The 25345-nt window shown below is 62.9% G+C and carries 25 protein-coding genes; 22 read left to right on the forward strand and 3 right to left on the reverse strand.

Annotation, left to right across the window (positions count from 1 at the left end):
• Nucleotides 1–34: 34 nt before the first annotated feature.
• The 11 genes from ACQ4WS_RS13480 (at nucleotide 35) to ACQ4WS_RS13530 (ending at nucleotide 12351) form a co-directional block, all read left to right on the forward strand.
• Nucleotides 35–1033: a fumarylacetoacetate hydrolase family protein gene (locus ACQ4WS_RS13480; RefSeq protein ID WP_436476984.1), complete on the forward strand. Its 999-nt coding sequence runs from the start codon at nucleotides 35–37 to the stop codon at nucleotides 1031–1033.
• 139 nt (nucleotides 1034–1172) lie between these two features.
• Entirely contained in the window at nucleotides 1173–2366 is a 1194-nt protein-coding gene (flhB, locus tag ACQ4WS_RS13485; protein ID WP_436476986.1) for a flagellar biosynthesis protein FlhB, read from the forward strand.
• Entirely contained in the window at nucleotides 2363–4459 is a 2097-nt protein-coding gene (gene flhA / locus ACQ4WS_RS13490) for a flagellar biosynthesis protein FlhA (RefSeq protein WP_436476988.1), read from the forward strand. The genes flhB and flhA overlap by 4 nt, the downstream gene beginning before the upstream one ends.
• A 315-nt stretch (nucleotides 4460–4774) precedes the next feature.
• Nucleotides 4775–6103 (forward strand): flagellar biosynthesis GTPase FlhF, encoded by a 1329-nt coding sequence (gene flhF / locus ACQ4WS_RS13495; RefSeq protein ID WP_436476989.1) that lies wholly within the window; start codon nucleotides 4775–4777, stop codon nucleotides 6101–6103.
• A complete protein-coding gene (locus tag ACQ4WS_RS13500; RefSeq protein ID WP_436476991.1) occupies nucleotides 6096–6959 on the forward strand; it encodes a MinD/ParA family ATP-binding protein in 864 nt (287 codons plus the stop codon). Before flhF ends, ACQ4WS_RS13500 begins: the two co-directional genes overlap by 8 nt.
• Before the next feature lie 45 nt (nucleotides 6960–7004).
• Nucleotides 7005–7736, forward strand: a complete 732-nt coding sequence (locus ACQ4WS_RS13505; RefSeq protein ID WP_010400804.1) for an RNA polymerase sigma factor FliA — start codon at nucleotides 7005–7007, stop codon at nucleotides 7734–7736.
• Nucleotides 7718–8464: a flagellar motor protein gene (locus tag ACQ4WS_RS13510; RefSeq protein ID WP_298413925.1), complete on the forward strand. Its 747-nt coding sequence runs from the start codon at nucleotides 7718–7720 to the stop codon at nucleotides 8462–8464. The genes ACQ4WS_RS13505 and ACQ4WS_RS13510 overlap by 19 nt, the downstream gene beginning before the upstream one ends.
• A gap of 5 nt (nucleotides 8465–8469) precedes the next feature.
• Nucleotides 8470–9240, forward strand: coding sequence for a flagellar motor protein MotD (gene motD, locus ACQ4WS_RS13515; RefSeq protein ID WP_436477026.1), 771 nt, complete (start codon nucleotides 8470–8472; stop codon nucleotides 9238–9240).
• Nucleotides 9241–9349: 109 nt separating this feature from the next.
• Nucleotides 9350–10960 (forward strand): CehA/McbA family metallohydrolase domain-containing protein, encoded by a 1611-nt coding sequence (locus tag ACQ4WS_RS13520; protein WP_436476994.1) that lies wholly within the window; start codon nucleotides 9350–9352, stop codon nucleotides 10958–10960.
• Between the two features lie 99 nt (nucleotides 10961–11059).
• Nucleotides 11060–11422 (forward strand): translation initiation factor Sui1, encoded by a 363-nt coding sequence (locus ACQ4WS_RS13525; RefSeq protein ID WP_436476996.1) that lies wholly within the window; start codon nucleotides 11060–11062, stop codon nucleotides 11420–11422.
• 74 nt (nucleotides 11423–11496) lie between these two features.
• Nucleotides 11497–12351, forward strand: a complete 855-nt coding sequence (locus ACQ4WS_RS13530) for a hypothetical protein (protein WP_436476998.1) — start codon at nucleotides 11497–11499, stop codon at nucleotides 12349–12351.
• Nucleotides 12352–12402: 51 nt separating this feature from the next.
• Here ACQ4WS_RS13530 and ACQ4WS_RS13535 read toward each other — a convergent pair whose 3' ends face one another.
• From ACQ4WS_RS13535 to flgA, 3 genes are all read right to left on the reverse strand, one after another.
• Nucleotides 12403–12870 carry a flagella synthesis protein FlgN gene (locus ACQ4WS_RS13535; RefSeq protein WP_436476999.1) on the reverse strand — a complete coding sequence of 156 codons (468 nt, stop codon included), beginning with the start codon at nucleotides 12868–12870 and terminating at the stop codon, nucleotides 12403–12405.
• An 8-nt stretch (nucleotides 12871–12878) separates the two neighbouring features.
• On the reverse strand, nucleotides 12879–13187 hold the full coding sequence (gene flgM / locus ACQ4WS_RS13540) for a flagellar biosynthesis anti-sigma factor FlgM (protein WP_034787161.1): 309 nt from the start codon (nucleotides 13185–13187) through the stop codon (nucleotides 12879–12881).
• 111 nt (nucleotides 13188–13298) lie between these two features.
• Nucleotides 13299–13994, reverse strand: a complete 696-nt coding sequence (flgA, locus tag ACQ4WS_RS13545) for a flagellar basal body P-ring formation chaperone FlgA (RefSeq protein ID WP_436477002.1) — start codon at nucleotides 13992–13994, stop codon at nucleotides 13299–13301.
• Nucleotides 13995–14185: 191 nt separating this feature from the next.
• Here flgA and flgB point away from each other — a divergent pair, with 191 nt between their 5' ends.
• The 11 genes from flgB (at nucleotide 14186) to flgL (ending at nucleotide 25165) form a co-directional block, all read left to right on the forward strand.
• Nucleotides 14186–14638, forward strand: coding sequence for a flagellar basal body rod protein FlgB (gene flgB / locus ACQ4WS_RS13550; protein WP_436477004.1), 453 nt, complete (start codon nucleotides 14186–14188; stop codon nucleotides 14636–14638).
• Nucleotides 14639–14640: 2 nt separating this feature from the next.
• Entirely contained in the window at nucleotides 14641–15042 is a 402-nt protein-coding gene (gene flgC, locus ACQ4WS_RS13555; RefSeq protein ID WP_071322379.1) for a flagellar basal body rod protein FlgC, read from the forward strand.
• Between the two features lie 15 nt (nucleotides 15043–15057).
• The gene (locus tag ACQ4WS_RS13560) at nucleotides 15058–15753 is read left to right on the forward strand and encodes a flagellar hook assembly protein FlgD (RefSeq protein ID WP_436477006.1); all 696 of its coding nucleotides are present in this window, start codon (nucleotides 15058–15060) and stop codon (nucleotides 15751–15753) included.
• Between the two features lie 53 nt (nucleotides 15754–15806).
• Entirely contained in the window at nucleotides 15807–17354 is a 1548-nt protein-coding gene (locus tag ACQ4WS_RS13565; protein WP_436477008.1) for a flagellar hook protein FlgE, read from the forward strand.
• A gap of 106 nt (nucleotides 17355–17460) precedes the next feature.
• A complete protein-coding gene (locus ACQ4WS_RS13570; RefSeq protein WP_436477010.1) occupies nucleotides 17461–18204 on the forward strand; it encodes a flagellar basal body rod protein FlgF in 744 nt (247 codons plus the stop codon).
• A gap of 72 nt (nucleotides 18205–18276) precedes the next feature.
• Entirely contained in the window at nucleotides 18277–19059 is a 783-nt protein-coding gene (gene flgG, locus ACQ4WS_RS13575; protein WP_436477012.1) for a flagellar basal-body rod protein FlgG, read from the forward strand.
• Nucleotides 19060–19109: 50 nt separating this feature from the next.
• Nucleotides 19110–19760, forward strand: a complete 651-nt coding sequence (locus ACQ4WS_RS13580) for a flagellar basal body L-ring protein FlgH (RefSeq protein WP_436477013.1) — start codon at nucleotides 19110–19112, stop codon at nucleotides 19758–19760.
• 2 nt (nucleotides 19761–19762) lie between these two features.
• Nucleotides 19763–20878: a flagellar basal body P-ring protein FlgI gene (locus tag ACQ4WS_RS13585; protein ID WP_436477015.1), complete on the forward strand. Its 1116-nt coding sequence runs from the start codon at nucleotides 19763–19765 to the stop codon at nucleotides 20876–20878.
• 10 nt (nucleotides 20879–20888) lie between these two features.
• The gene (gene flgJ / locus ACQ4WS_RS13590; protein WP_436477017.1) at nucleotides 20889–21815 is read left to right on the forward strand and encodes a flagellar assembly peptidoglycan hydrolase FlgJ; all 927 of its coding nucleotides are present in this window, start codon (nucleotides 20889–20891) and stop codon (nucleotides 21813–21815) included.
• 88 nt (nucleotides 21816–21903) lie between these two features.
• Nucleotides 21904–23871: a flagellar hook-associated protein FlgK gene (gene flgK / locus ACQ4WS_RS13595; RefSeq protein ID WP_436477019.1), complete on the forward strand. Its 1968-nt coding sequence runs from the start codon at nucleotides 21904–21906 to the stop codon at nucleotides 23869–23871.
• Nucleotides 23872–23923: 52 nt separating this feature from the next.
• A complete protein-coding gene (flgL, locus tag ACQ4WS_RS13600) occupies nucleotides 23924–25165 on the forward strand; it encodes a flagellar hook-associated protein FlgL (RefSeq protein ID WP_436477020.1) in 1242 nt (413 codons plus the stop codon).
• Nucleotides 25166–25345: the final 180 nt, after the last annotated feature.

The raw sequence follows: 25345 nt of genomic DNA on the forward strand, positions 1-25345 counted from the left end.
CTCCACTACCTGCATTTGACGAAGTTTCCTCCACATGAAATTAGCTACCCTGAAGGATGGCACGCGCGACGGCCAGCTGGCTGTCGTCTCGCGCGACCTGAAAACGGCCCATCTGGCCGATGGCATTGCCTCGACCCTGCAAAAGGCGCTCGACGACTGGAGTTTCATCGCGCCCCAGCTGGACTTGCTGTACCAGACCATCAATAGCGGCCGTGGCCATCGGGCCTTCGAGTTCGACCCCGCCAACTGCATGGCGCCCCTGCCGCGCAGCAGCCTGCGCGTGGGCGGCACGTCCTACCTGCAGCAGATCGAGCGGGCTTGCAAGGCGGCGGGCGTTGACGCGCCCGCCAATTTGCGCGAGGCGCCACGCATGTATCAGGGCGCCAGCGACGATTTCCTCGGCGCCCACGACGACATCACTCTGGCGCACGAGCAGTGGGGCATCGATTACGAGGCCGGCATCGCCGCCATCACGGACGACGTGGCCATGGGTTCCACGCCCGACCAGGCGCACCTGAACATCAAGCTGTTGATGCTGGTCAACGACATCACCCTGCGCAACCTGGCGCCCGACGAGCAGGCGGGCGGCTACGGCTTCCTGCAAGCGAAACCGGCCATGGCCTGCTCACCGGTGGCCATCACGCCCGACGAGCTGGGCGACGCCTGGCGCGGCGGCAAGGTGCATTACGCCCTGCGCTGCAGCCTGAACGGCAAGTTGACGGGCCAGCCCCACGCAGGCGCCGACATGGCGTTTAATTATCCGCAATTGCTCGCCCATCTGTGCCAGACGCGCAATGCCCGCGCCGGCAGCGTGGTCAGCGCGGGCGGGGTCGCCAACAAGGAAGTCAAGAAGGGATTTTCCAGCATCGTTGAGCGACGTAACCAGGAGATGATCACCGATGGCGTCGCCAGCACGCCATACTTACTGTTTGGTGATGTTGTCCGATTGGAAATGCTGGGCGATGACGGCAAGTCGCTATTTGGCGCGATAGAACAGACGGTGAAACAGGCTGAAGCGCGCAAGTCCCGCTAAGCTTACTGGGGAGCAAAGGAAAAGCAGGGGATTCGCCCTCCTTTTCCCTTGATGGCATTGCGGTAATTGAACCGATAATGTGTCATGCCCAGTCCGTATTGCGCCTAGCCAGGCTGCAGGACTTCACCGGAGTTGATTGATGTCGGAAGACAGCGACGCAGAAAAGACCGAAGCCGCGTCACCGAAGCGCCTCGAGCAGGCGCGTGAGGAAGGCGACGTTCCGCGATCGCGTGAAGTGGCAACGTTCACTGTGTTGATGGCGTCCGGCTGCTGCCTGTGGTTTGCCGGCGACGCCATCGTGCGGCGGCTGACGGCCGTCATGGTCTCCGGGCTGACCCTGGACCGGGAGCAGATACTCAATCCCGACGCGATGATGTTGCGCATCGGCTACGACGTGGGCTCGGTCTTGCTGACTTGCCTGCCGTACGCGCTGGCCATCATGCTCGTCGCGCTGGCCTCGCCCGTGCTGGTGGGTGGCTGGCTGTTCAGTTCCAAGGCGTTCACCCCCAATTTTGGCAAGCTCAACCCGATTCGCGGCCTGGGCAATATGTTTTCGAAGAATGCGCTGGTGGAATTGCTCAAGGCCATCGCCAAGACCCTCGTCGTCGGCGTCGTCGCCTGGATGGTGATGCAGCATCAGAAAGACGCCGTGCTGGGCTTGTCGGTCGAATCCTTGCGCTCCGGCTCGGCGCATCTGATCAGCCTGCTGATCACGGCCTTCCTGCTGATCGTGGGCGCGCTGGGCCTGATCGCCGCCATCGATGGCCCCTACCAGATGTGGCACTACGCCAACAAGATGAAAATGTCCTTGCAGGAAGTCAAGCAAGAGTCGAAGGAATCGGATGGCAATCCGCAGATCAAGGCGAAGATACGCCAGATGCAGCATGAAATGTCGCGCCGCCGCATGATGGCCGACGTGCCGACGGCTGACGTGGTGGTGACCAATCCTACCCACTACGCGGTGGCCCTGAAGTATGGCGAGAATTCGCGCGGCGCGCCGCAGGTGGTGGCCAAGGGCATCGACGAGGTGGCGGCGAAGATCCGCGAACTGGCCGGTGAGCACAAGGTTGCCATCCTGGAAGCGCCGGCCCTGGCGCGCGCGCTGTACAAGCATACGGACATCGGCGACGAGATTCCCGAGGCGCTGTATGGCGCCGTGGCCGAAGTGCTGGCGTATGTGTTCCAGCTGCGCAGCTACGGCAAGGGCCAGGGCGAGCGACCCGACAAGCCGAAGAAACTCGACGTGCCGGCCGAGCTTGACCCGCAGAATCCCGCATCGCAGACACCGCCCGCAGCCGGCGCAGCAGACAAGAATAAAGGAAGTACACCATGAACGGCCTGAGATTGCCAGCCTGGCTCAGCGGAATGAGCAACAACGCCAGCAAGGGCCTCGCCGCGCCTATCATCATCATCATGTTGCTGGCGATGATGGTGCTGCCGCTGCCGGCGTTCATCCTCGACATTTTCTTCAGTTTCAATATCGCGCTGTCCATCATTGTGCTGCTGACGGCGCTGTACACGGTCAAGCCGCTCGACTTCATGGCCTTCCCGACCATCCTGCTGGTGTCGACCATGCTGCGCCTGTCGCTGAACGTGGCGTCCACGCGCGTGGTGCTGACGGAAGGCCATACGGGGGCCGACGCGGCCGGTAAAGTGATTGAAGCGTTCGGTCACTTCTTGATTGGCGGCAACTACACGGTCGGTATCGTGGTGTTCATCATCTTGACGATCATTAACTTTACCGTGGTGACCAAGGGTGCGGGCCGTATCGCCGAGGTGGGCGCCCGTTTCGCGCTGGACGCCATGCCTGGTAAACAGATGGCCATCGATGCCGACCTGAACGCGGGCCTGATCGGCGAAGACGAGGCGCGCCGCCGCCGCACGGAAGTGGCGCAGGAGGCGGAATTCTATGGCGCCATGGACGGTGCCAGCAAATACGTGCGCGGCGACGCCATCGCCGGCATCATGGTCACCGTCATCAACATCGTCGGCGGCTTGCTGGTAGGCTTGTTGCAGCATGATATGGGCTTTGCCGATGCACTCAAGAACTACACCCTGCTGGCCATCGGTGACGGCCTGGTGGCGCAAATTCCTTCGCTGATCATTTCCACGGCGGCCGGTATCGTCGTCTCGCGCGTGGCCAGCGACCAGGACATCGGCACCCAGTTGGTGGGGCAGCTGTTTGCGAAACCGCAAGTGCTGTATATTACCGCCGCCATCATCGGCGGCATGGGCTTGATTCCCGGCATGCCGAACATGGTCTTCCTCTTGCTTGCCTCGCTGCTGGCCGGCTCCGCCTATCTGATCAGCAAGAAACGCACGCAGGAAAAAGAGGCGGCCGAAAAGCCGGCCGACGTGCCGCAAGCGACCGTGGCGCCCGAGCAGGAAGAAGCCAGCTGGCAAGACATCATGCCTGTCGATACCCTGGGGCTGGAAGTGGGCTACCGTTTGATCCCCCTGGTCGACAAGACGCAGGGTGGCGAATTGCTCAAGCGCATCAAGGGCATCCGCAAGAAATTTGCCCAGGAAGTGGGCTTCCTGGCGCCGCCCGTGCATATCCGCGACAACCTGGAGTTGAAGCCGTCCGCCTACCGCATCACCCTCAAGGGCGTGGAAGTGGGCGTGGGCGAAGCGTTCAACGGCCAGTTCCTGGCCATCAATCCCGGCATGGCCAGCGGCACCTTGCCGGGCCTGGCCACGAACGACCCCGCCTTCGGCTTGCCCGCCACCTGGATCGACGCCAGCTTGCGCGACCAGGCGCAATCGATGGGCTACACGGTCGTCGATGCCGGTACCGTGGTGGCCACGCACTTGAACCACCTGATCACCTCGCACGCTTCCGAGCTGCTGGGCCGTGCGGAAGTGCAGTCGCTGCTCGACCACCTGGGCAAGGATGCGCCGCGCCTGGTGGAAGACCTGGTGCCGAAGATGTTGTCCCTGTCGACCCTGCAAAAAGTGCTGCAGAACCTGCTGGCCGAGGGTGTGCACATCCGCGACATGCGCAGCATCATCGAAACCCTGGCCGAGCATACGGTCAGCACGCAAGATCCGAACGACCTGACGGCGCTAGTGCGCGTGGCCCTGGGCCGCGCCATCGTGCAGCAACTGTTCCCCGGCGCGGCCGAACTGTCCGTGATGACCCTCGACAGCCGCCTGGAGCGTTTGCTGATGCAAGCGATGGGCAATGGCGGCGATGGCGCCGGCATCGAGCCGGGCCTGGCCGACACCATCGCGCACCAGGCGGGACTTGCCGCCCAGCAACAGGAAGCGCTGGGCCTGACACCGGTGCTGCTGGTGCCGGCGCCGCTGCGCGCCTTGCTGTCGCGCTTCCTGCGCCGCGCCTTGCCGCAGCTGAAAGTGCTGTCGCATGCGGAAGTGCCGGAAACCAAGACGATACGCGTCACCAGCCTGGTGGGCGCGCAATAGTTGACATAGTCAATACCGGGGTCAGACCCTCAACACCGCCAACACCAAGGTCATCGCCAACGTGTGAGGGGGTCTGACCCCAGCCTTTGCTTAGCCCTTGATTTTGGTCAAATAAACATCAATTTCCTGCTGGCAAACTGAATAACGGGTACTTTCCCGTCCTGTTCCTTCGATCGTTTCCTGCAAGCATCGCTAATAATGGAAACTGTCCGGGTGATCTGTGTCCATGTGGAAGACAGCACCCAAGCAACAGGAGTCGACGATGGTCACACAGTTCAGCCAATATTGCGCCACCCCCGCCTTGGGAGGCCGGTCATGAATGTGAAGAAATTTACCGGCGCCTCGTCGCGCGATGCGCTGCGCAAGGTGCGCGAAGCGCTGGGTCCCGATGCCGTGATCCTGTCGAACCGCCAGGCCGATGGCGTGGTGGAAATCCTCGCGCTGGCCAATGACGATGCCGCTTCGCTGGCGTCGCCGCCGGCCGCCTCCGAAATGGCCCAGCCCCGTCCCCAGTTGCAGACCCAGTTCGCCACGCCGCAGCGTGCGGCCGCCCCGGCCCAGCGCCCGGCTGCGCCACGTCCTGCTGCACCGCGCCAGGCTGCCTCTGAGCCAGTGGATATGGCCCGCATGCAGCAGATGATGGCCAGCGCGCTGGCACACGTCAAAGAAAACGCCGCCGCCGAAATGAGCGGCATGATGAATGAAATCCGCGCCATGCGCGGCATGATGGAAACCCAGCTGGCGGAAATCTCCTGGGGTTCGACGCAGCAGCGCGAGCCGCAAAAAGCCGTCGTGCTGCGCGAAATGCTGGCCGCCGGTTTTTCCGCCAGCCTGGCGCGCTACCTGATCGACAAGCTGCCGGCCGGCCTGGATGGCGCGCAAAGCATGCGCTGGATCAAGACTGTCCTCAGCCGCAACCTGAATACGGTGGCCAATGAAGACGCCATGCTGGAGCAGGGCGGCGTGTTTGCCCTGGTGGGCCCGACCGGTGTCGGCAAGACCACCAGCACGGCCAAGCTGGCGGCCCGCTGCGTCATGCGCCACGGCCCGGAAAAGCTGGCCCTGATCACCACGGATGCCTACCGTATCGGCGCGCATGAACAGCTGCGCATCTACGGCAAGATCCTCGGCGTGATGGTGCATTCGGTGAAGGATGAGGCGGACTTGCGCATCGCTCTGAAGGAGCTCAAGAACAAGCACACGGTGCTGATCGATACGGTGGGCGTGAGCCAGCGCGACCAGATGGTCACGGAACAGGTGGCCATGCTGTCAGGCGCCGGCGCGGACGTGAAACGTTTGCTGTGCCTGAACTCGACGGCGACGCAGGAAACGTTGAACGAAGTGGTGCGCGCCTACCAGGGCAGCGGCCTGGCCGGCTGTATCATGACCAAGCTCGATGAAGCGGCCTCGATCGGCAATGTGCTCGACGTGGTGATCCGCCAGAAACTGAACCTGTTTTATGTGTCGAACGGCCAGCGCGTGCCGGAAGACCTGTACCTGGCCGACCGCGGCTACCTGATCGACCGCGCCTTCAAGCTCAAGCGCGATGCGGCGGCGACGCAGTTTTCCGATGCCGAACTGCCGCTCTTGATGGCACAGGCAGCCGCCCGCAACAATGAAGCGCGCGGGGTGCGCCTTGGCTAATTTCGATTTCGACCAGGCCGAAGGCTTGCGCCGCATGCTGGCCGGCCCGCAGCCGCGCGTCATGACATTCCTCTCGGCTACGCCGCAGGACGACAAGGGCGCCATGCTGGTCAACCTGGGCGCCTCGCTTGTCTACGGCGGCAATGACGTGCTGCTGCTCGACGCCAGCGGCGGCAGCGATGGCGTGGCTGCGCGCCTGGGACTGGCGCACGGCGCCAGCCTGCGCGACGTGGCGCGCCAGCAATGCGCCTTGAACCAGGTCATCCACCAGGTGCAGCAAGGCTTTGGCGTGGCCAGCCTGGGCGCGCGCAACCATTTGATGGACAGCATGGACTATGCGGGCGAGGACGAACTGCGCCGCCTGGGCAAGACTTTCGACGTGCTGGCGCGCCAGAGCGGCATCGTGCTGGTCGACGGCGTCGTGGCCGACGAGGGCGATTGCTTCCCCGTGCCGCTGATGGCTTCGTCCGATATCGTCGTGCAAGTGTCTACCAGCGCCACCTCGATCAAGGCGGCGTACTGCCTGATCAAGCGCCTGAGCCAGGAACTGGGACGCCGTCCGTTCGGCATTCTCGTCACGGGCGCTTCCGAATCCGAGGCAAAAGTGGTATACGATAATATGACGCAGGCGGCGAGCCGCTACCTGGCCGTGAAGCTGACCTCGATGGGCTCGGTGCCTGCCGATGAATATCTGCATCGCGCGGCGCGGCTGGGCCGCAGCGTGGTCGATGCGTTTCCGCTGGCGGGCGCTTCGGTGGCGTTTCGCGGACTGGCCGAGCGGCTGGCCCGTTCGGCGTCGCCGGTGCTCGGCGGCACCTTGTACCAGACGGGGAGCCCGCACCAGTTCAGCGCCTGAATCGAACCGTAGCACCAGATAAGATAAGAAAACAATAAGCAGCCTATGTACACGGTCAAAGGGAAATCGAACAAGGACTATTTGCTGACGGAGCACATTCCGCTGGTGAAGCGTCTGGCGCACCATATGAAGGCGAAATTGCCGCCTTCGGTCGAGGTCGATGACCTGATCCAGGCCGGCATGATCGGCCTGCTCGATGCCATCAGCCGCTATGAAGAAACGCATGGCGCGCAATTCGAGACGTATGCCGTGCTGCGCATCCGCGGCGCCATGCTTGACGAATTGCGCACCAGCGACTGGCTGCCGCGCAGCATGCGCCAGAACATGCGCAAGATCGAAGAGGCGATGAGCACCTTGCAGCAGCGCCTGGGCCACCCGCCGACGGAGTCGGAAGTGGCGAAACTGCTGAAGATGTCGCTGGCCGACTACCAGGAAATGCTGGGCGACGGCGGCGGCCACCAGTTGGTGTACTACGAAGACTTTCATGACCCGGACGGCAATGACAGCTTCCTCGACCGCCATTGCGTGGACGAGGACAGCGACCCCTTGCGTTCCCTGCTCGATACCGATTTCCGGCAATCCGTGATCGATGCCATCGACGCGCTGCCACCACGCGAGAAAATACTCATGGGCCTGTATTACGAAGAAGAGCTGAATCTGAAGGAGATCGGCGCGGTGATGGGCGTGTCCGAATCGCGCGTCTCGCAGCTGCATACCCAGGCCGTCGCGCGCCTGCGCGCAACCTTGAGGGAGCAGGCGTGGACTGGTCCAGCGTAATCGGGCTGGCGCTGGCGCTGGCGGGCCTGTTGGTCGGCCAGGCACTGGAAGGCGGCAAGATGGCCTCCCTGCTGCAGCCGGCCGCCTTTGCCATCGTGGTCATCGGCACCTTCGGCGCCGTGCTGCTGCAAACGCGGCTGCGCACCTTCGTGCGCGGCCTGGAAATGCTGCGCTGGGTGTTCCTGCCGCCTGCCGACACGCGCGCCGCGCTGGCGCGCGACATCGGGCAATGGAGCCTGACGGCGCGCCGCGACGGCCCGCTGGCGCTTGAACGCCTGATGGAAAACACTGCCGACCGTTTCAACGCCAAGGGTTTGCGGATGATCGTCGACGGCATCGCGCCCGACAAGCTGCGCCAGCTGCTCGACGTGGAAATTTCCGCCTATGAGCTGGCCGAACGCCAGGCCGTCAAGGTGTGGGAGTCTGCCGCTGGCTATTCGCCCACCATCGGTATCCTGGGCGCCGTGCTGGGCCTGATCCACGTGATGGAAAACCTCACCGACCCCAGCAAATTAGGCAGCGGCATCGCCGTGGCGTTTGTCTCGACCATCTATGGCGTGGGCCTGGCCAATCTGCTGTTCCTGCCGGTGGCCAATAAACTCAAGGCCATCGTCTCGCGCCGCGTGCTGCAATACGAAATCACGGCCGCCGTGCTGTACGACATCGCCACGGGCGACCACACGCGCATCATCGAAGAGCGCGTGGCCAGCCTGCTGCACGAGCACTGAGCATGATGCGGCGCGCGCGCAGGAAGTATGATGAGGAACCGGACAATCAGGACCGCTGGCTGATCTCGTATGCCGACTTCATCACCTTGCTGTTCGCCTTTTTCGTCGTGATGTATGCGATTTCGCAAGTCAATGAAGGTAAATACCGCGTTTTCCAGAATGCCATCGGCCAGGCCTTCAGCCTGGAAAAGGGTGCGCCACCCATCATCATGGAAGCACCGCAAGCGATCCCGCTGCCGAATCCCGCCCTGAAACGCCGCGCGGAAGCCATCCGCCGCGAGCGCGAACACATGACGCGCCTGGCGCAGGACCTGACCTCCACCCTGGCGCCACTGGTCAAAGAGGGTAAAGTCCGCGTGACGCAGACGAGCCGCGGCGTGAGCGTGGAAATCAATGCCAGCGTGCTGTTCGATCCGGGCGCGGCGCGCCTGACGACGGAGTCGGACCAGGCCTTGCGCGCCGTCGCCGTGCTGCTCAAGGACGATACGCACGACGTGCAGGTGGAAGGGCATACGGACGTGCAGCCGATCAGCAATTCCAATTTTGCCTCGAACTGGGAATTGTCGGCCGCGCGCGCCAGCGCCGTGGTGCGCTTGTTCATCGCCAGCGGCGTCAAGGCGTCGCGTCTGACGGCCGTGGGCCACGCCGACAACATCCCCGTGGCACCCAACGACACCGGGGAAGGACGCGCGCGCAACCGCAGGGTCGCCGTGACGATTTTGTCCGGCATTCCCGAAACGGTGACGGAAGTGCCGACGGCGCCGCCGGCCAACTAGGACTGGCTTTCGGGCCGGCGCTAGTCCGGCAGGGCCAGGCCCATGTCATTCGCTGGTCATACTGGAATGCTAGGCTGTCGCACTTCTTTTCAGCTTCCAGGTTTAACCCATGTCTTACTCCAAAATGTTGCTTCCTTCGGCCATTGCCATCCTCCTGGGCGTTGCCGCTTGCGGCGGCAATAGCGATCCCGCTGGCAGCGTGCCACCGTTACCCGCCGGTCGCTGGATCGCCGGCGATTTGCATACCCACACCACCCAATCGGCCGACGCCGATGTCAGCCAGACGCTGGACAAGGTACTGGCCAAGGCCTTCGGCAGCTACGGCCTCGACTGGATGGCCCTGTCGAACCATTTGCGCGTCTCCACGCGCGACGCACTGGGCGCGCCGCTGCCGGCGCCCATCCCGATGTCCATCGGCGCCGAGCGCTATGAAATTCCACGCGTGCAGGCCTTGCAGGCGGGCGGCAACTACGCCGACAAACTGATCTTTTCCGGCTTCGAGTGGGACATGCCGACCCACGATCACATCGGCATCGGCCTGTTCGAAGGGGCGGATAAACTGACTGCCAGCACCAGGGGCATGAAGGAGTTCGAGTACCTGTTTACGACACGTGACGCCAGCATGTTCGACGCTGCCGATGTGGCGGCATGGAAAGCCAAACATGGCGAAACCCGCTATAACAAGACGGCTGCCGATGCGCTGCAAGCCATCAACTGGCTCAAGCAGAACTATCCGGAGACCAGCTACGCCGTCATCAACCATCCGTCGCGCAACAAGGGCAGTTACAGCATCGCCGACTTGCGTGCCTTTAACGATGCCGCCCCCAACATCATGTTCGCCATCGAAGGCATGGTTGGCAACCAGATGGAACCGGACCGTGGCGGCTACACGGCAGCCTATACGGATGACAATGCGCTGCTGCGCGTGTATGGCGGCGTCGATTACGTGGTGGCCAAGCTGGGCGGGCCATGGGATGCGCTGCTGGGCGAGGGGCGCCGCATCTGGAACCTGACCGATTCGGATACCCACTTCAAGATTGTCGGCGGTAACAGCAGCGGCTATTTCCCCGGCGAGTATGCAAAGAACTATGTGTTCAACGGCGCGCAAGGTGCACCGCTGGCAAAGGACTTGCTGGCTGGTTTGCGTTCGGGCAAGATGTTCTCGACATACGGCGACCTCATCAACGCGCTGGACTTCAACCTGGCCAGCAAGGATGACCGCAAGGAGATGGGCGGGGAGCTGAAAGTCGGCAACGGCGATAAAGTCACCATTACCATCCGCTTCAGGAGCCCGGCCAAAAACAACTACGAAAAGCCCGTCGATAGCGGCGTGGCCGCCAACGTCAAGCCCGTGGTCGACCATGTCGATCTGATCGTCGGCGATGTGGGCGCGAAGGCGGCGGCGGGCACGCCGGCCTACAACGTTGCCGCCAATGCCAGCACGCGGGTACTCAAGCGCTTCACCAGCGCGGACTGGAAGGTCGGGGCCGACGGCTACTACAGCGTGAGCTACGAAACGACGGCGACGAAGAACCAGTATTTCCGCTTGCGCGGCACCAATCTGGGTACCGATGTCGCCGGTCTGACGCAGGGCGGCGAGCCGCTGGCCGACCAGCGCACGGGCACGACGGACAGCACCCAGCGTTTCAATGACATCAACGACCGCAATTACCGCAGCCTGTGGTTCTATTCGAATCCCGTGTTCGTTACCTTGCGTTAATAGCACAGTCGGCCGCGCGCCGCCGGACGGGTAGGGAGTCCGCTTGATCCCGCTCCGGCTTGGTACAATCGCGGCCTTCTTTCCTTTTATTTCATCATCATGAAAAGCAACTCCCTGGGCGGTCTCGTGTATTCCACCGAAACGGGCCGCATGTGTCCCGCTTGCCGCCAGCCGCTGGCGCAATGCGCGTGCAAGGCGCAAGCGAAGGCGGCGCCTGCGGGCGATGGCGTGGTGCGTGTGTCGCGCCAGACCAAGGGGCGCGGCGGCAAGAGCGTCACCGTGGTCAAGGGCTTGGCGCTGGACGCCATCGCGCTGGCCCTGCTGGGCAAGCAGTTGCGCACGCAGTGTGGCTCGGGCGGCACCGTCAAGGATGGCGTGATCGAAGTGCAGGGCGACCATGTGGACACTATCCTGGCCGCGCTGGCCAAGCTGGGCCACCAGCCGAAAAAGGCCGGCGGCTGAGGGTGTGGAGGCGTGCGGCCCGCTGCCGCGCGCCTGTGGTAACGTGCGTTTCCCATCCACGCGCGCCACTCAAAATGAATATCAAGCTTACCGGCATCGCCATTGCCGCCGCCATCGCGGCAGTGCTGGCGCTGGCGTACTGGCCCGCGCCTGACGGCGGCGCGCCGCAAGCGGACGTGGCTGCCGCCGGTGCACCGCCGGGACGCAGCCTGGAATCGTATTTGCATATCGATGCCAGCCCGCTCGCCGCTGCCGCGCCCGTTCCCGTAACCCTGGCGCAGCAGCTTGCGCGCCTGACTGTCAGTGGCAAGCCGGAAGACGCGTATGCGGCCTTCAAGCTGCTCGACGACTGCATCGTCTTCCAGCGCGAAAGCCGCTTGCCGGGGCTGGAATTCGAGCTGGGGCGCGAGATGACGGTGGAAGAAAAAGCCGTCCAGCAACATCTGTGCGCTGGCCTGACGCAGCGCCAGAGCGAGGACCGCCTCGGCTACCTGGCCACTGCCGCCCAGGCGGGCGTGCCGGGCGCCGCCACCCTGTTCCTGTCGGAAGGGCCGTTCGGCGACCGCAGCGCGCTGCGCAACCGTCCCGACGATCCGCTGGTGCAGGCGTGGAAGCGGCAAGCCATCGCCCAGCTGACGGCGCAGGCGGATGAAGCTGAACTGAGCAGCGTGGCGACCCTGATGATGGTGTATCTGCGCGATGGCGAGGTGGTGCAGAAGGATGCGCCGCAAGCGTATGGCTACCTGCTGGTTCTGCGCCAGGTCTACGACGATATCCTGGCGCCCGGCGTTACCAATCCGTATCAGGATGAATACTGGCACTGGCTGCAGGCCGAACTGACGCCGGAGCAGCAAGCTGCCGCCAGCGCCAGGGCGCAAGCCATCGTGGCGAAATATCGCCAGCATGCGGGGCGTCCCGCGCACGGTTGAGCTGGCAAGGCCGCTGCGCCTTGCCGGGGGAGGCTAATTAAATAAGGGAAATCAACCGATGACGACGCGCCGGCTGGCCATGTTCGTCGTCGCTTGGCCGCTGGGGCCGTAGAAATTGCCGCTCTGGGCCGGGGGACGCATGGCGTTCAGGGCGCCTTGCGTATGTACCATGTGCTTGTTGACGAGCAGGCTGTTCAGGCGGTTTTGTTCCTTGGCTTCGCGCGTCGTCTCGAGCAGGGCTTTCCACAGGGGCGCCGCTTCGGCCTCATTGGCGCCGACCAGCCAGTCTTCCATGCCCGCTTCTGCGGCCGTGAAGCCCGCTGCCGCCAGCGCCTGGTGGCGTTGCGCCGCCAGCTGGCTCAATTGTCCCACCAGTGCCGTCTTGCGCGCCGTGAGCTCCGTGATTGCATCGATGTCAGCGGCAACCAGATGCCGCTGTTCTTCTTTCATCAATGCCAGCAATGTGGTCATGAGCTGTTGCTCGTCGCGCAGGCTGGAAAACGGAGTCACTGATTGCATGAGGGAACCTATCTATTTCGTGAGTGCAGCAAGTCCTTGACTGTGTCGAGGAGACCGTCCGCCACTTTTTCTGAGTTGACCTGGAACTGGCCGTCGGCGATCGCCAGCTTGATGCGTTCGACTTTTTTCGTGTCGAACACGGCGCCGCTGCCGGCAGTTGCACTGGCCGCTAATGCCTGTCCTTGCGGCGACAGGCGTACATTGTCCGACGTTGTCGGTGTTGCCTGGGCTTTCTCGGCATTCCGGGCGCCGGAGGTACTCGCGGGCGCCACCGGCAGGCCGGGATTGCTTTTAATGGTGTTATCGGTAATTTTCACAGCGTGATCCTCGTCTGGTCGAAGTCAAAAAACTCCGGGATATGTGTCATTATCGGCACCTTTTGCGGAAACTTTAGTGCGCCAGACCACAATATCGCTGTCCATCCGTGTTTAAAACGCGACCTCCACCAGGCCGCCCGCCCGCGCCACGCCGCTGATCTGCTGGCCGCTCTGCGTGCGTACCTGCACCGTTTGGCCATCGCCGGCGCTGCCGATGGCGCGTCCTTCTGATGCTACCTGGAAACCGTTGCCACTCGAAACGACACGCACCAGCTGGCCCTGCATCACCACCGGCTTGCGGCGCAGGGTGTCGAGGCGCATCGGCGTACCGGGTGGCAAGGAAATATTCGTGCTGGCGCCCACCACCTGGGCCATGTCGGTGGCGATGCCTGCCGGCAATGCGGCCAGGTCGCCCTGCATCGTCACCAGCTGACTGGCGTCGATGGCTTGCCCTTGCGCCAGCGGCACGGCGCTGGCCACGTAGTCGCCGACGACGGCCACGTTCGCTTGCAAATAGATGGTCCAGTTGGCGGGCGCGGTGCAGCGCACGCCGACGGTGGTCTTGCCCCAGGCGCGCGCACCCGGTGCCATGAACGCTTGCGGCGCGGGGCAGGCAGCCAGGTTCAGGCGCGGATCGACGGCGCCGACGCTGATCGTCACCTTGCCCGGCAAGCCGTTGCTTTGCACCTGCAGGAATTGTTCCACGCTGTTGCGCAGCGCTTCCGGCGTCTGCCGGCCGGCGTTTTGCGCCTGCGCCAGCAGTGGCAGGGCGGCAAGAGCGAAGAGGAAAGCAAGCGGTGTTTTCATGGTGATAGGCCTCTGGAATATTGCCATGATAGAGCGCGCGGCCCCGTTCGAAGCGCCGATTAAGGGGTAAAAGTATGGTCTGATCCGGCGATGGCCTTGCCGGTGGGCACCGTACTATGTTTCCTGTCATCACTATACCGCCATCCTTTCGCCATCTCGGGCGCCAGTGGCAGATCTTTCCGGAGCCTGACATGATAGGGAAACTCGACGATTACATGCGCTTCAACGAGACGGCGCTAAGCCTGCGCTCGACGCGCCAGGAATTGCTCGCCTCGAATATCGCCAATGCCGACACGCCCAACTACAAGGCGCGCGATGTCGATTTCGCCAGCGCGCTGAAGGGGGCGATGGCGCGCAAGGATGGTGTGCCGCCGGCCCTGAAGGGCACGGCGCCGCAGCATATGCCGGGCAAGGGCGTCGCCGCTGCCGCAGGGAGCAGCACGGGCGGCAAGGTCGAGACCCTGGCCGACGGCACGCCGCTGCTGTACCGCGCACCGGCCCAGGGCGCCGTCGATGGCAATACGGTGGACATGGATCTCGAACGCAACGCCTTTGCCGACAACGCCATCCGCTACGAGGCGGCGGTGACGTTCCTCAACTCGCAGATCAAGGGCATGCTGACGGCCATCCAGGGAGGACAATAATCATGTCGCTATTTAATATCTTCAATGTGTCCGGTTCGGCCATGAGCGCCCAGGCGCAGCGCCTGAATACGGTGGCCAGCAACCTGGCCAATGCCGACAGCGCCACCAGCGCCTCGGGCGAAGCCTACCGCGCCAAGCAGGTGGTGTTCGAAGCCGTGCCCATGGCCAACGGCGCCACGGCCGTCAAGGTGCAGAAGGTGATCGAAGACCCGTCGCCGATGAAGCTGGTCTATGACCCGAAGAACCCGCTGGCCGACGAGAAGGGCTACGTCACCATGCCCAACGTGAATACGGTCGACGAGATGGTCAACATGCTGTCGGCTTCGCGCTCGTACCAGACCAACGTGGAAACCATGAACGCGGCCAAGTCGCTGCTCCTGAAAACCCTCACCATCGGCCAATAAGGCTGACTGATCATTATGGCAACCATCGATACGAACAGCACCGTCACCACCGACCTGATGGCGACGATGAATCCGAAGAGGACAACGGCCGCTGCAGGCAGTGTCGAAGCGGAAACGAACAAATTCCTCACCCTGCTGGTTACCCAGTTGAAAAACCAGGATCCGATGAATCCGCTGGACAATGCACAGCTGACCAGCCAGCTGGCCCAGCTGTCCACGGTGACGGGCGTCAACAAGCTCAATACCACCGTGGAAAGCTTGAAAGCCAGCTACCAGCAAGCCGAATCCATGCAGGCGGCCAACATCATCGGCCATGGCGTGCTGACGGCGGGCAAGGACATCAACCTGAGCAAGAGCGCCGCGCTGCTGGGCGTGGACCTGGCCACGCCAGCCGACAAGGTCAAGGTCATCATCTACAAGAATGGCAAGGAAGTCCATTCCATCGACCTGGGCGCACAGCCAGCGGGCACCTTGCCGCTGGGCTGGAACGGTTCCACCGCCGATGTCGGCAAGGACGGCAAGCCGGTCGTGCTGGCCGACGGCGCCTATACCTTCACGGTGGAAGCGACGCGCGGCGGTACCAAACTCAAGGATGCTACGGCGCTGATGTTCGGTTCGGTCGCCAGCGTGTCGACGGGCGCGAATGGCGTGAAATTGAATGTCCCTGGCGTGGGCAGTATCACCATGGCCGACGTGAAACAGATTCTGTAAGCCGCTTCCCCTTAGCGTGACCCTCTACCCCTAATTTATACCAGGAGAACACAATGTCTTTCCAACAAGGCCTGAGCGGCTTGAATGGCGCCGCCAAATCGCTGGACGTCATCGGCAACAATATCGCCAACTCGTCGACCGTGGGTTTCAAGCAGTCGCAGGCCCAGTTCGCCGACATTTATGCCAATTCGCTGTATAGCGTGGGCGGCAACCAGGCGGGGATCGGCGTATCGGTCTCGCAAATCGCCCAGAAATTCAATCAAGGTAACCTGGAATCGTCGTCGAATCCTCTCGACATTGCCATCAATGGCGGCGGCTTCTTCCGTACCAGCGTCAACGGCGCCATCCAGTACTCGCGCAACGGCCAGTTCCAGGTCGACAAGAGCGGCTTCATCGTCAACGCCCAACTGGCGCAACTGACCGGCTATCCGGCCGACGTCAACGGCAAGATCGTGGCCGGCGCCATCGTGCCCCTGCAGATCGACCAGTCGGACATGAAGCCCCAGGCAACGACCAAAGTCAACACGGAAGTCAACCTCAATTCGAATACGGCCATGCCGACCACGGTGCCGTTCAAGACAGGGGAAGACACCTCGTACAGCAAGCAGTTTCCCGTCGAAGTCTTCGATTCGCTGGGCAATTCTCATATCATGTCGAATTTCTACGTCAAGACGGGCACCAACACCTGGGATGTCTACTCGGCCGTTGACGGTACGGAAGTGACCAGCATGAAGGTCGCGGCAGCCCTGCAGACTGACCCTGCCTCGCTGGCCGCGCGCGCCGCCTACCAGGCGGCCGCCACGGCCGTGCCGCTGGTGCCGGCCAATGTGACGGCCGCCGCTGTCGCCTATGGCAATGCGGTCGGCGCCGCCGTATCAAACGCCGCCGCCGCCGCGGGCGCCACGCCGGCGCAACTGGCCGCCATCGCCGCCACCTACGGCAGCGCCGTACCGAATGGCATCAACTCGAGCCGCACGCCCGACCAGATCGACGCGGCCGTCCGCGCCGTCACCAATGTGCCAGCCGTCAAGACCGGTTCGCTGGTCTTCAACACGGTCGGCAGCCTGGACCGCGCCGCCATGCTGGCCCTGACGCCGCCGCAAACCTTGCCCGTCACTGTCAACTTGCCGATCTTCCCGGCCACGGGCGCGAATGCGACCCTGTCGGTCCAGGTCGATTTCAGCAGATCGACCCAGCTGGGCACCGCCACGGCGGAAAAGAAAACGGAAGCGGACGGCTTCAAGGCGGGCCAGCTGAGCCAATTCATCGTGGGCGACGATGGCGTCATCCAGGGGCAGTACAACAATGGCAAGACGCGCAGTCTCGGTCAGGTGGTGTTGAGCAACTTTGTCAACCCGAACGGCCTGGAGCCGCTGGGCAACAACGCCTGGGTGGAAAGCTCGGCCTCGGGCAAACCCGTCACGGGCGAACCCAAGACAGGCAACCTGGGTAACTTGCGCGCTTCGGCCGTGGAAGTGTCGAACGTCGATCTGACGGCGGAACTGGTCAACATGATCACGGCCCAGCGCGCCTACCAGGCGAATGCGCAGACCATCAAGACGCAGGATTCCGTTTTACAGACTCTGGTGAACTTGCGCTAATCGTTTGAACCCCTGACGGCGAAAGGCTGGGGTCGGACCTTAAGGACTTGGCGTCCCCGTCCGACCCCGGTTTTTGCCTTGGGTTGAAGGCAACAGGAGAAAACACATGGATCGTCTCATCTACACCGCCGGCTCGGGCGCCAAGCACATTCTGGACAAGCAGGCGACCACGGCGAATAACCTGGCGAATGCCACCAGCACGGGTTTCCGTGCCCAGCTCGACTCGTTCCGCGCCGTGCCCGTGGTGGCCGACGGCATGATGCCGACGCGCGCCTTCGTCGTCGATTCGACGGTCGGTTCCGATTTCACGCAAGGTCCGATGCAGCACACGGGCCGCGCGCTCGATGTCGCCGTGGAAAACAATGGCTGGATTGCGGTGCAGTCGGCCGACGGTTCCGAAGCCTACACGCGCAATGGCGCCTTCAAGCTCAATGAAAACGGCATGCTGCAAACGCAGGGCGGGCTGATGGTGCAGGGCGATACGGGGCCCATGGCGATTCCGCCTGGCGTGACGGTGGCCATCGCCAGCGATGGCACGGTGGGCACGATTTCCACGGACGTGCCGCCAGGCCCATCGACGGTGCTGGGGCGCATCAAGCTGGTCAACCCGCCGGAGCAGCAATTGGTGCGCGGCGACGACGGCCTGTTCCGCCTGAAAGATGGCACGGTGGCGCAGGCCGACCAGGCCGTCAAGCTGACCACGGGGGCGCTGGAAGGCAGCAATGTCAGCCCCGTCGACTCCATGGTCAGCATGATCGCCCTGGCGCGCCAGTTCGAAACGCAAATGAGCTTGTTGAAGAATGCCGAGAATAACGCGGCGAAAGCCACCCAGATCCTCGCTTTGAATTGATGGGGGCCAACGCATAATGGTCACATAGAAATAGTCTACAGGGCTGGTAAGCGCTGTTATTGGAGAAAAATCATGATTCGTTCCCTTTGGATTGCCAAGACCGGCCTGGAAGCGCAGCAAACGCAGATGGACGTGATCGCCAATAACCTGGCCAATGTCAGCACCACGGGCTTCAAGAAGTCGCGCGCCGTGTTTGAAGATTTGCTCTACCAAAATGTGCGCCAGCCGGGCGCGCAATCGTCGCAGCAAACTCAGCTGCCATCGGGCTTGCAGATCGGCACGGGCGTGCGCACCGTGGCCACCGAACGCATTCATACGCAGGGCAATCCCCAGGCCTCGGGCAATTCGCGCGACGTGATGGTCAATGGCACCGGTTTCTTCCAGGTGCTGATGCCGGACGGCGCCACCGCCTACACGCGCGATGGCTCATTCCAGACGGATGCCAACGGCCAGCTGGTGACGTCCGAAGGTTTTGTGATCCAGCCCGCCATCACCGTGCCGACCAATGCGCTGAGCCTGACCGTGGCGCGCGACGGCACCGTCTCCGTCACCTTGCCCGACACGGCTGCGCCATCGCAAATCGGCTCCCTGCAACTGACCACCTTCGTCAATCCGGCCGGCCTGGAATCGAAGGGCGAAAACCTGTACATGGAAACGGGCGCTTCCGGCGTGGCGCAGACCAACACTCCGGGTACGAACGGCGCCGGGGTGCTGATGCAGGGCTATATCGAGACGTCGAACGTCAACGTGGCCGAAGAGATGGTCAACATGATCCAGACCCAGCGCGCCTACGAGATCAACAGCAAGGCCATCACCACATCCGATCAAATGCTGCAGAAATTGTCGCAACTTTAATTTTCATAGTCGTCATGCCATCCGCCGCCGGATGGCAGCGGAGGTTCGCCATGCAATACCCCATCATCGCCCTGTTGTCCGCAGTCCTGCTGTCCGGCTGCGCCATCACGCCTACGTCCATCGTGCAATATCCCACCACCACGCGCGCGCCGATGCCGGAACCGGTGGTCGTCAGCAATGGCGCCATCTACCAGCCGTCGACTTACCGTCCCGCCTTCGAAGACCGCCGCGCGCGCCACGTGGGCGATACCATGACGATCGCCATCACCGAGCGCACGAATGCCGTCAAGGCGGGCGCCAGTTCCGGCAACAAGTCGGGCAGCGTGGGCTTCAGCACGCCGGGCATGCTGCAGGGCCGCCTGGGCGGCAGCGTGGCGGCGAATGGCGCGACGAAATTTGCCGATGGCGACAACCAGTCCGCCAGCAACACGTTTTCCGGCGTGATCGGCGTGACGGTCATTGAAGTACTGCCGAATGGCAACCTGATCGTCGCCGGCGAAAAACAGATCGCCATGAACAAGGGCACGGAATTCATCCGCTTCTCGGGCATGGTCAATCCGGATACCATCGGCACGGGCAACGTCGTGCCATCGACCCAGGTGGCCGAAGCGCGCGTCGAATACCGCACCAACAGCCAGATCGACCGCGCCGAAATGGCCTCGATGGCGTCGCGCTTCTTCCTCAGCCTGTTGCCGTTCTGATCATGGTGACTTTTACTTTTCCCCGCTTTTTCGCCATTGTCGGCTTGGCTATCTCTCTGCTGGCGCCCGTGGCGCAGGCCGAGCGCATCAAGGATCTGGCCAGCATCGCCGGCGTGCGGCAGAATCAGCTGATGGGCTATGGCCTCGTCGTCGGCCTTGACGGCAGCGGCGACCAGACCACGCAAACCCCATTCACCATCCAGAGCGTGGCGGCGATGCTGCAGCAGCAAGGTATCAACTTGCCGCAAGGCACCAGTTTGCAGCTGAAAAACGTGGCTGCCGTGATGGTGACGACGGCCTTGCCCGCGTTTGCCCAGCCGGGCCAGTTGCTCGACGTGACGGTATCGTCGATGGGCAATGCAAAAAGCTTGCGCGGCGGCACTTTGCTGATGACGCCATTGAAGGGCGCCGATGGCCAGGTGTACGGCATGGCGCAAGGCAACGTGCTGGTGGGCGGCGTGGGCGCGCAGGCGGCCGGCAGCTCGGTCGTCATCAACCACCTGAGCGTGGGACGCATCTCGGGCGGCGCGACAGTCGAGCGCAGCGTGCCATCGGCGCTGGGCGCCAACAACACCATCCGCCTGGAATTGAATGCCACCGATTTCGCCACCGCCAGCCGCGTGGTCGACGCCATCAACAGCCGTTACGGCGCCGGCACGGCCGCCGCGCTCGATGGCCGCGTGATCCAGGTGCAGTCGCCCAGCGGCAGCGACCAGCGCGTGTCCTTCCTGGGCCAGCTGGAAAGCATCGAAGTCAACCCGGCCCGCCTGGCGGCCAAGGTCATCATGAATGCGCGCACCGGTTCCGTCGTGATGAACCAGTCCGTGACCCTGGAAACGTGCGCCATTTCGCACGGCAACCTGTCCGTCACCATCAATGTCGAGCCGCAAGTGAGCCAGCCGGCCCCCCTGTCGGGCGGGCGCACGGTGGTCACCCAGACGGCGCAGATCGATATCAAGAAGGAACCGGGCAAGGTCATGCTGGTCAAGGGCGGCGCCTCGCTGTCCGAGGTGGTCAAGGCCCTCAACGCCATCGGCGCCTCGCCGCAAGACTTGCTTGCCATTCTGCAGGCGATGAAAGCGGCCGGTTCGCTGCGTGCCGAACTCGAAATCATTTGATGGACATGCCATGATCAGCCAAACCGACCTCAGCAATACCGCCGCCTATGACGTCAAGGGCATGGATGGCTTGCGCCAGTCCGCCAGGGCGAAGGACCCCGCCGCCCTGAAAGAGGCGGCCACGCAATTCGAAGCCATGTTCATCAACATGATGATGAAAAGCATGCGCGAAGCCACGCCGCAGGACGGCATCATGGATAGCCAGCAAAGCAAGATGTACACCTCGATGCTGGACCAGCAGACGAGCCAGAACCTGGCCAAGCGGGGCACGGGCCTGGCGGACGTGCTGATCCGCCAGCTGTCGTCGTCGAACCAGGCGCTGGCCGCCGATGGCGCCGAAGCGCCGTCGCCCCGCTCCTCCAGCATGGCGCAGGCGCTGGCCGCCTTCCGCCAGCAGCAGGGCGCCCTCAGCGACGTCGCAGGCAGCGCCGCCGCCAGCGGCAAGACGCTGAGCGAGAAGGCCAACGCCACGCAGGCGCCGCACGTGCGCGCCTTCCAGGAAAAGCTGGGCGTGCATGCAGAAGAAGCCAGCCGCGCCACCGGCATCCCGGCCAAGTTCATGCTGGGCCAGGCGGCGCTGGAAACGGGCTGGGGCAAGCGCGAAATCATCAGCCGCGACGGCAGCAGCAGCCACAACCTGTTCGGCATCAAGGCCACGGGCGACTGGAAAGGCAAGGTCACGGAAGCCGTCACGACCGAATATGTGAATGGCAAGGCGCAGCGCAAGGTGGAGAAATTCCGCGCTTACGACAGCTACGCGGACAGCTTCAAGGATTATGCGCAGTTGATTACCAATAACAAACGCTACGAAAAAGTGCTGGCCAGCGCGGGTGACGCCAGCACGTTCGCCCAAGGCTTGCAAAAGGCCGGCTACGCGACGGACCCGAATTACGCTGCCAAATTGACAAAAATCATCAAGAATTCGCTGGTCGGTTAAGCCGCCTTCCTACCTTTGTGCAGGTCGCGCGCTTCAAGTTTTCGCCGCGGCTGCCGTAAATACCTTTGACGGTAACCAATAAGACACCATGACTTCGAATTTACTCAGCATCGGTAAAAGCGGTTTGCTTGCAGCGCAGGTGGGCCTGTCGACGACCGGGCATAACATCACCAATGCCAACGTGGACGGTTACAACCGCCAGGTGGTGCTGCAGCAGACGGCGCAGTTCAACAATGCCGGTTATGGTTTTGTTGGCAATGGTACTGAGGTATCGCAAGTCAAGCGCCAGTACGACGGTTTCATGGCGGCCCAGGTGAACGGCGCGCAGTCGACCACCAGTTCGCTCGACGCGTATTACACGCAGATCAGCCAGATCGACAATATGCTGGCCGACCCCACGGCCGGGCTGTCGCCGGCGATGGCCGATTTCTTCAAGGGCGTGCAGGATTTCAGCTCGAATCCCTCGTCCGTCTCGTCGCGCCAGGCAATGTTGTCGAGCGCAAACTCGCTGACGGCGCGCTTCCAGGGCCTCAGCGCGCGCCTGACGGAAATCGGCGATGGCGTCAATTCGCAGATCACCTCGAACGTCAAGGTGATCAATTCCTACGCCAAGCAGATCGCGGAACTCAATACCGCGATTACCAACCTGACCGTGAATGAAAGCAATCAGCCCAACGACTTGCTGGACCAGCGCGACCAGCTGATCACGGAGCTGAACAAATACGTCAAGGCAACGGTTCAGCCTGGCGCCGGCAACTCGATTACCGTCTCGATCGGCTCGGGCCAGCCGTTGGTGGTGGGCAACAAGAACTTTGAACTGGCCACCACGCCGTCGCCGACTGACCCGAACCGCCTGGATGTGGGCTATGTGACGGGCACGAGCGTCACCAAGCTGTCGGAAAGTTCGCTCAGCGGCGGTGCGCTGGGCGGCTTGCTGGAATTCCGTAGCGGCAGCCTGGACCGCATCCAGAATTCGCTGGGCAAGGTCGCCATCGCTTTGGCTTCCAGCTTCAATGAACAGCATAAGCTGGGCCAGGACTTGAATGGCGACATGGGGGGTGACTTCTTCAAGTTGCCCAATCCCGTCATCGGCGCCGACTACCGCAACAACGCGACCAGCACGACCGCGCTGTCGGCCAAGGTCAGCGATCCGACCAAGCTGACGGCCAGCGACTATGCCGTCAAGTATGACGGCGCCAATTATGTGGTGACGCGCCAGAGCGACGGTGCAAAAACGACCATCAATCCGTATCCGCAAACCGTGCCGCAAACCATCGACGGCGTGGACTTCTCGATCACGGGCACGGCTGCCGAAGGCGACAACTTCATGGTCAGGCCGACCGCGCACGGCGCTTCCGACCTGGCCGTGGCGATTACCGACCGCAACAAGCTGGCCGCCGGCGCGCCGATCACCACGGGCGCGCCCGTCAGCAATACGGGTAGCGGCAAGCTCGGTCCAGGTAGCGTGGACAAGGCGTATTTAGCGCCGGGCAACGCCTTGACGGGCACTGTCACCTTGACGTACGACAAGGTGACCACCTCGCTGTCGGGTTTCCCCGCGGGCCAGGCCGTGACGGTGAAAGGCTTGAACGGCGCGACCACCACGTATCCGGCCGGCACGGCGAGTATTCCGTACAAGGAAGGCGACAGCTTCAGCTTTGGCGGCGTCAGCTTCAATATGACGGGGGCGCCCGCGCAAGGCGATAAATTCACCATTGCGCCGAACTCGGGCGGCGTGGGCGATAACCGCAATGCTTCCTTGCTGGCGGGCTTGCAGACGAAAAACATTCTCGATGGCGGCAAGGCCACGTTCCAGGGTTCGTACGCGGAAACGGTCAGTTATGTCGGCAACAAGACGCGAGAAGTACAGGTCAGCGGTCTGGCCAGTCTTGCGTTGTTGCAACAAACTAGCACGCAGCAGCAGGCCGTTTCCGGCGTCAACCTCGATGAAGAGGCGGCCAACCTGCTGCGTTATCAGCAAGCCTACCAGGCGTGCGGCAAGGTCATGCAGATCGCCAGTACCCTGTTCGACGTGGTCATCGGCCTCGGACGTTAATTATTCAAGCGGCGGCGCATAGCGCCCCGCCGCCATCAGGAAGGGCAGCATCATGCGCATCAGTACCAAAATGATCTATGACGGGGGCAGCACGCAGCTGAACAATCTGCAGGGCGCCTTGAACCGCACGCAGATGCAGCTGTCGGCAAATCGCCGCAATCTGACGCCGGCCGACGATCCGATTGCCTCGGCGCGCGCGCTGGAAGTGACGCAGTCGCAAACGATCAACACGCAATTCGTGACGAACCGCTCGAACGCCAAGAATTTCCTCTCGCAGGAAGAGCTGGCCCTGGCGAGTACCACCTCGCTGCTCGCCGACGTGCAGCAACTGGTGCTGAAGGCCGGTAATCCGGCATTGAAGGATATCGATCGGCAGAGCCTGGCCACCGAGCTGAAGGGGCGCCTGACCGACCTGATGGGCATCGCCAACACGTCCGACAACGCGGGCGGCTACCTGTTTTCCGGTTACAAGTCGACGACGCAACCGTTCAGCCAGACGCCCGGCGGCGCCACCTATGTGGGCGACCAGGGACAGCGCGAGCTGCAAGTGGGCTCGGCCCGCTACCTGGCCACCAGCGATTCGGGCGCGACCGTGTTCGAGAACAATTTGACGGGCAACGGCAAGTTCACCACGGCGGCCGATCCGGGCAACTTCACGCGCGGCGGCGCCGGCATCATTTCCGGCGGCACCGTCACCGATCCCACCAAGTTGACGGGACACAAGTACACGATCGATTTCCAGGTGACGGGCACGGGCACGGATGCCAAGACGACCTATACCGTGACGGACGTGACCCTGGGCCAGACCATCCCGAATCCCGCCGTGCCGGTGGCCTACAAATCGGGCGATGCCATTAACTTTGACGGCCAGCAAGTCAATGTCGCCGGCAAGCCGGCCGACCTGGACAAGTTCACCCTGGAGCCCAGCAGCAAGGAATCGATCTTTACCACGATTACCAACCTGATCGGCGCGCTGGGCCAGCCGGCCTCGGGCGACGCAGGGCAGGCGCGCCTGACGGCCAGTCTGAACACGGCGCACAATATCATCGATACGGCTTACGATAACGTGCTGTCGGTGCGCGCGGAAGTCGGTTCGCGCCTGAAGGAACTCGACACGCTCGACAGCGCCGGCGACGACCTCGACCTGCAATATGCGAGCACCCTGTCGGGCTTGCAGGACCTGGACATGGTGAAAACGATTTCCCTGTTCAGCCAGCAGCAGATCACCCTGCAGGCGGCGCAAAAGTCCTTTACTTCGATCTCCGGCCTGTCGCTGTTCAATTACATCCGCTAAGCAGCCGGCATCGGCAGGTAGTCCGGCAAGCCGGGGCAGGGAGGATATCTCCCGCCCCGGCTTTTTTTGCGGTGCGCCCGGCAGGGCGCACTCACTGGGAGGTGCAAGTCCTCTACTCGCCCGACAAGGGGAAGAGTTAGCTGAACGGCAAGGGTGCCGCGGGCGACTGCGGATCTGGAG

The organism is Janthinobacterium leeuwenhoeki, assembly GCF_051380795.1.
Classification (GTDB): domain Bacteria; phylum Pseudomonadota; class Gammaproteobacteria; order Burkholderiales; family Burkholderiaceae_D; genus Janthinobacterium.

Excerpts from the sequence above, each read along its gene's own strand:
- ACQ4WS_RS13580 (WP_436477013.1), top strand. The coding sequence starts at position 19,110 with ATGCAATACCCCATCATCGCCCTGTTGTCCGCAGTCCTGCTGTCCGGC.
- ACQ4WS_RS13505 (WP_010400804.1), top strand. The coding sequence starts at position 7,005 with ATGTACACGGTCAAAGGGAAATCGAACAAGGACTATTTGCTGACGGAG.
- ACQ4WS_RS13525 (WP_436476996.1), top strand. The coding sequence starts at position 11,060 with ATGAAAAGCAACTCCCTGGGCGGTCTCGTGTATTCCACCGAAACGGGC.
- ACQ4WS_RS13585 (WP_436477015.1), top strand. The coding sequence starts at position 19,763 with ATGGTGACTTTTACTTTTCCCCGCTTTTTCGCCATTGTCGGCTTGGCT.
- flgB (WP_436477004.1), top strand. The coding sequence starts at position 14,186 with ATGATAGGGAAACTCGACGATTACATGCGCTTCAACGAGACGGCGCTA.
- ACQ4WS_RS13570 (WP_436477010.1), top strand. The coding sequence starts at position 17,461 with ATGGATCGTCTCATCTACACCGCCGGCTCGGGCGCCAAGCACATTCTG.
- flgG (WP_436477012.1), top strand. The coding sequence starts at position 18,277 with ATGATTCGTTCCCTTTGGATTGCCAAGACCGGCCTGGAAGCGCAGCAA.
- ACQ4WS_RS13560 (WP_436477006.1), top strand. The coding sequence starts at position 15,058 with ATGGCAACCATCGATACGAACAGCACCGTCACCACCGACCTGATGGCG.
- flhB (WP_436476986.1), top strand. The coding sequence starts at position 1,173 with ATGTCGGAAGACAGCGACGCAGAAAAGACCGAAGCCGCGTCACCGAAG.
- ACQ4WS_RS13530 (WP_436476998.1), top strand. The coding sequence starts at position 11,497 with ATGAATATCAAGCTTACCGGCATCGCCATTGCCGCCGCCATCGCGGCA.
- ACQ4WS_RS13480 (WP_436476984.1), top strand. The coding sequence starts at position 35 with ATGAAATTAGCTACCCTGAAGGATGGCACGCGCGACGGCCAGCTGGCT.
- flgK (WP_436477019.1), top strand. The coding sequence starts at position 21,904 with ATGACTTCGAATTTACTCAGCATCGGTAAAAGCGGTTTGCTTGCAGCG.
- flgL (WP_436477020.1), top strand. The coding sequence starts at position 23,924 with ATGCGCATCAGTACCAAAATGATCTATGACGGGGGCAGCACGCAGCTG.
- ACQ4WS_RS13520 (WP_436476994.1), top strand. The coding sequence starts at position 9,350 with ATGTCTTACTCCAAAATGTTGCTTCCTTCGGCCATTGCCATCCTCCTG.
- flhF (WP_436476989.1), top strand. The coding sequence starts at position 4,775 with ATGAATGTGAAGAAATTTACCGGCGCCTCGTCGCGCGATGCGCTGCGC.
- flgC (WP_071322379.1), top strand. The coding sequence starts at position 14,641 with ATGTCGCTATTTAATATCTTCAATGTGTCCGGTTCGGCCATGAGCGCC.
- flhA (WP_436476988.1), top strand. The coding sequence starts at position 2,363 with ATGAACGGCCTGAGATTGCCAGCCTGGCTCAGCGGAATGAGCAACAAC.
- ACQ4WS_RS13565 (WP_436477008.1), top strand. The coding sequence starts at position 15,807 with ATGTCTTTCCAACAAGGCCTGAGCGGCTTGAATGGCGCCGCCAAATCG.
- motD (WP_436477026.1), top strand. The coding sequence starts at position 8,470 with ATGCGGCGCGCGCGCAGGAAGTATGATGAGGAACCGGACAATCAGGAC.
- ACQ4WS_RS13535 (WP_436476999.1), bottom strand. The coding sequence starts at position 12,870 with ATGCAATCAGTGACTCCGTTTTCCAGCCTGCGCGACGAGCAACAGCTC.
- flgJ (WP_436477017.1), top strand. The coding sequence starts at position 20,889 with ATGATCAGCCAAACCGACCTCAGCAATACCGCCGCCTATGACGTCAAG.
- flgA (WP_436477002.1), bottom strand. The coding sequence starts at position 13,994 with ATGAAAACACCGCTTGCTTTCCTCTTCGCTCTTGCCGCCCTGCCACTG.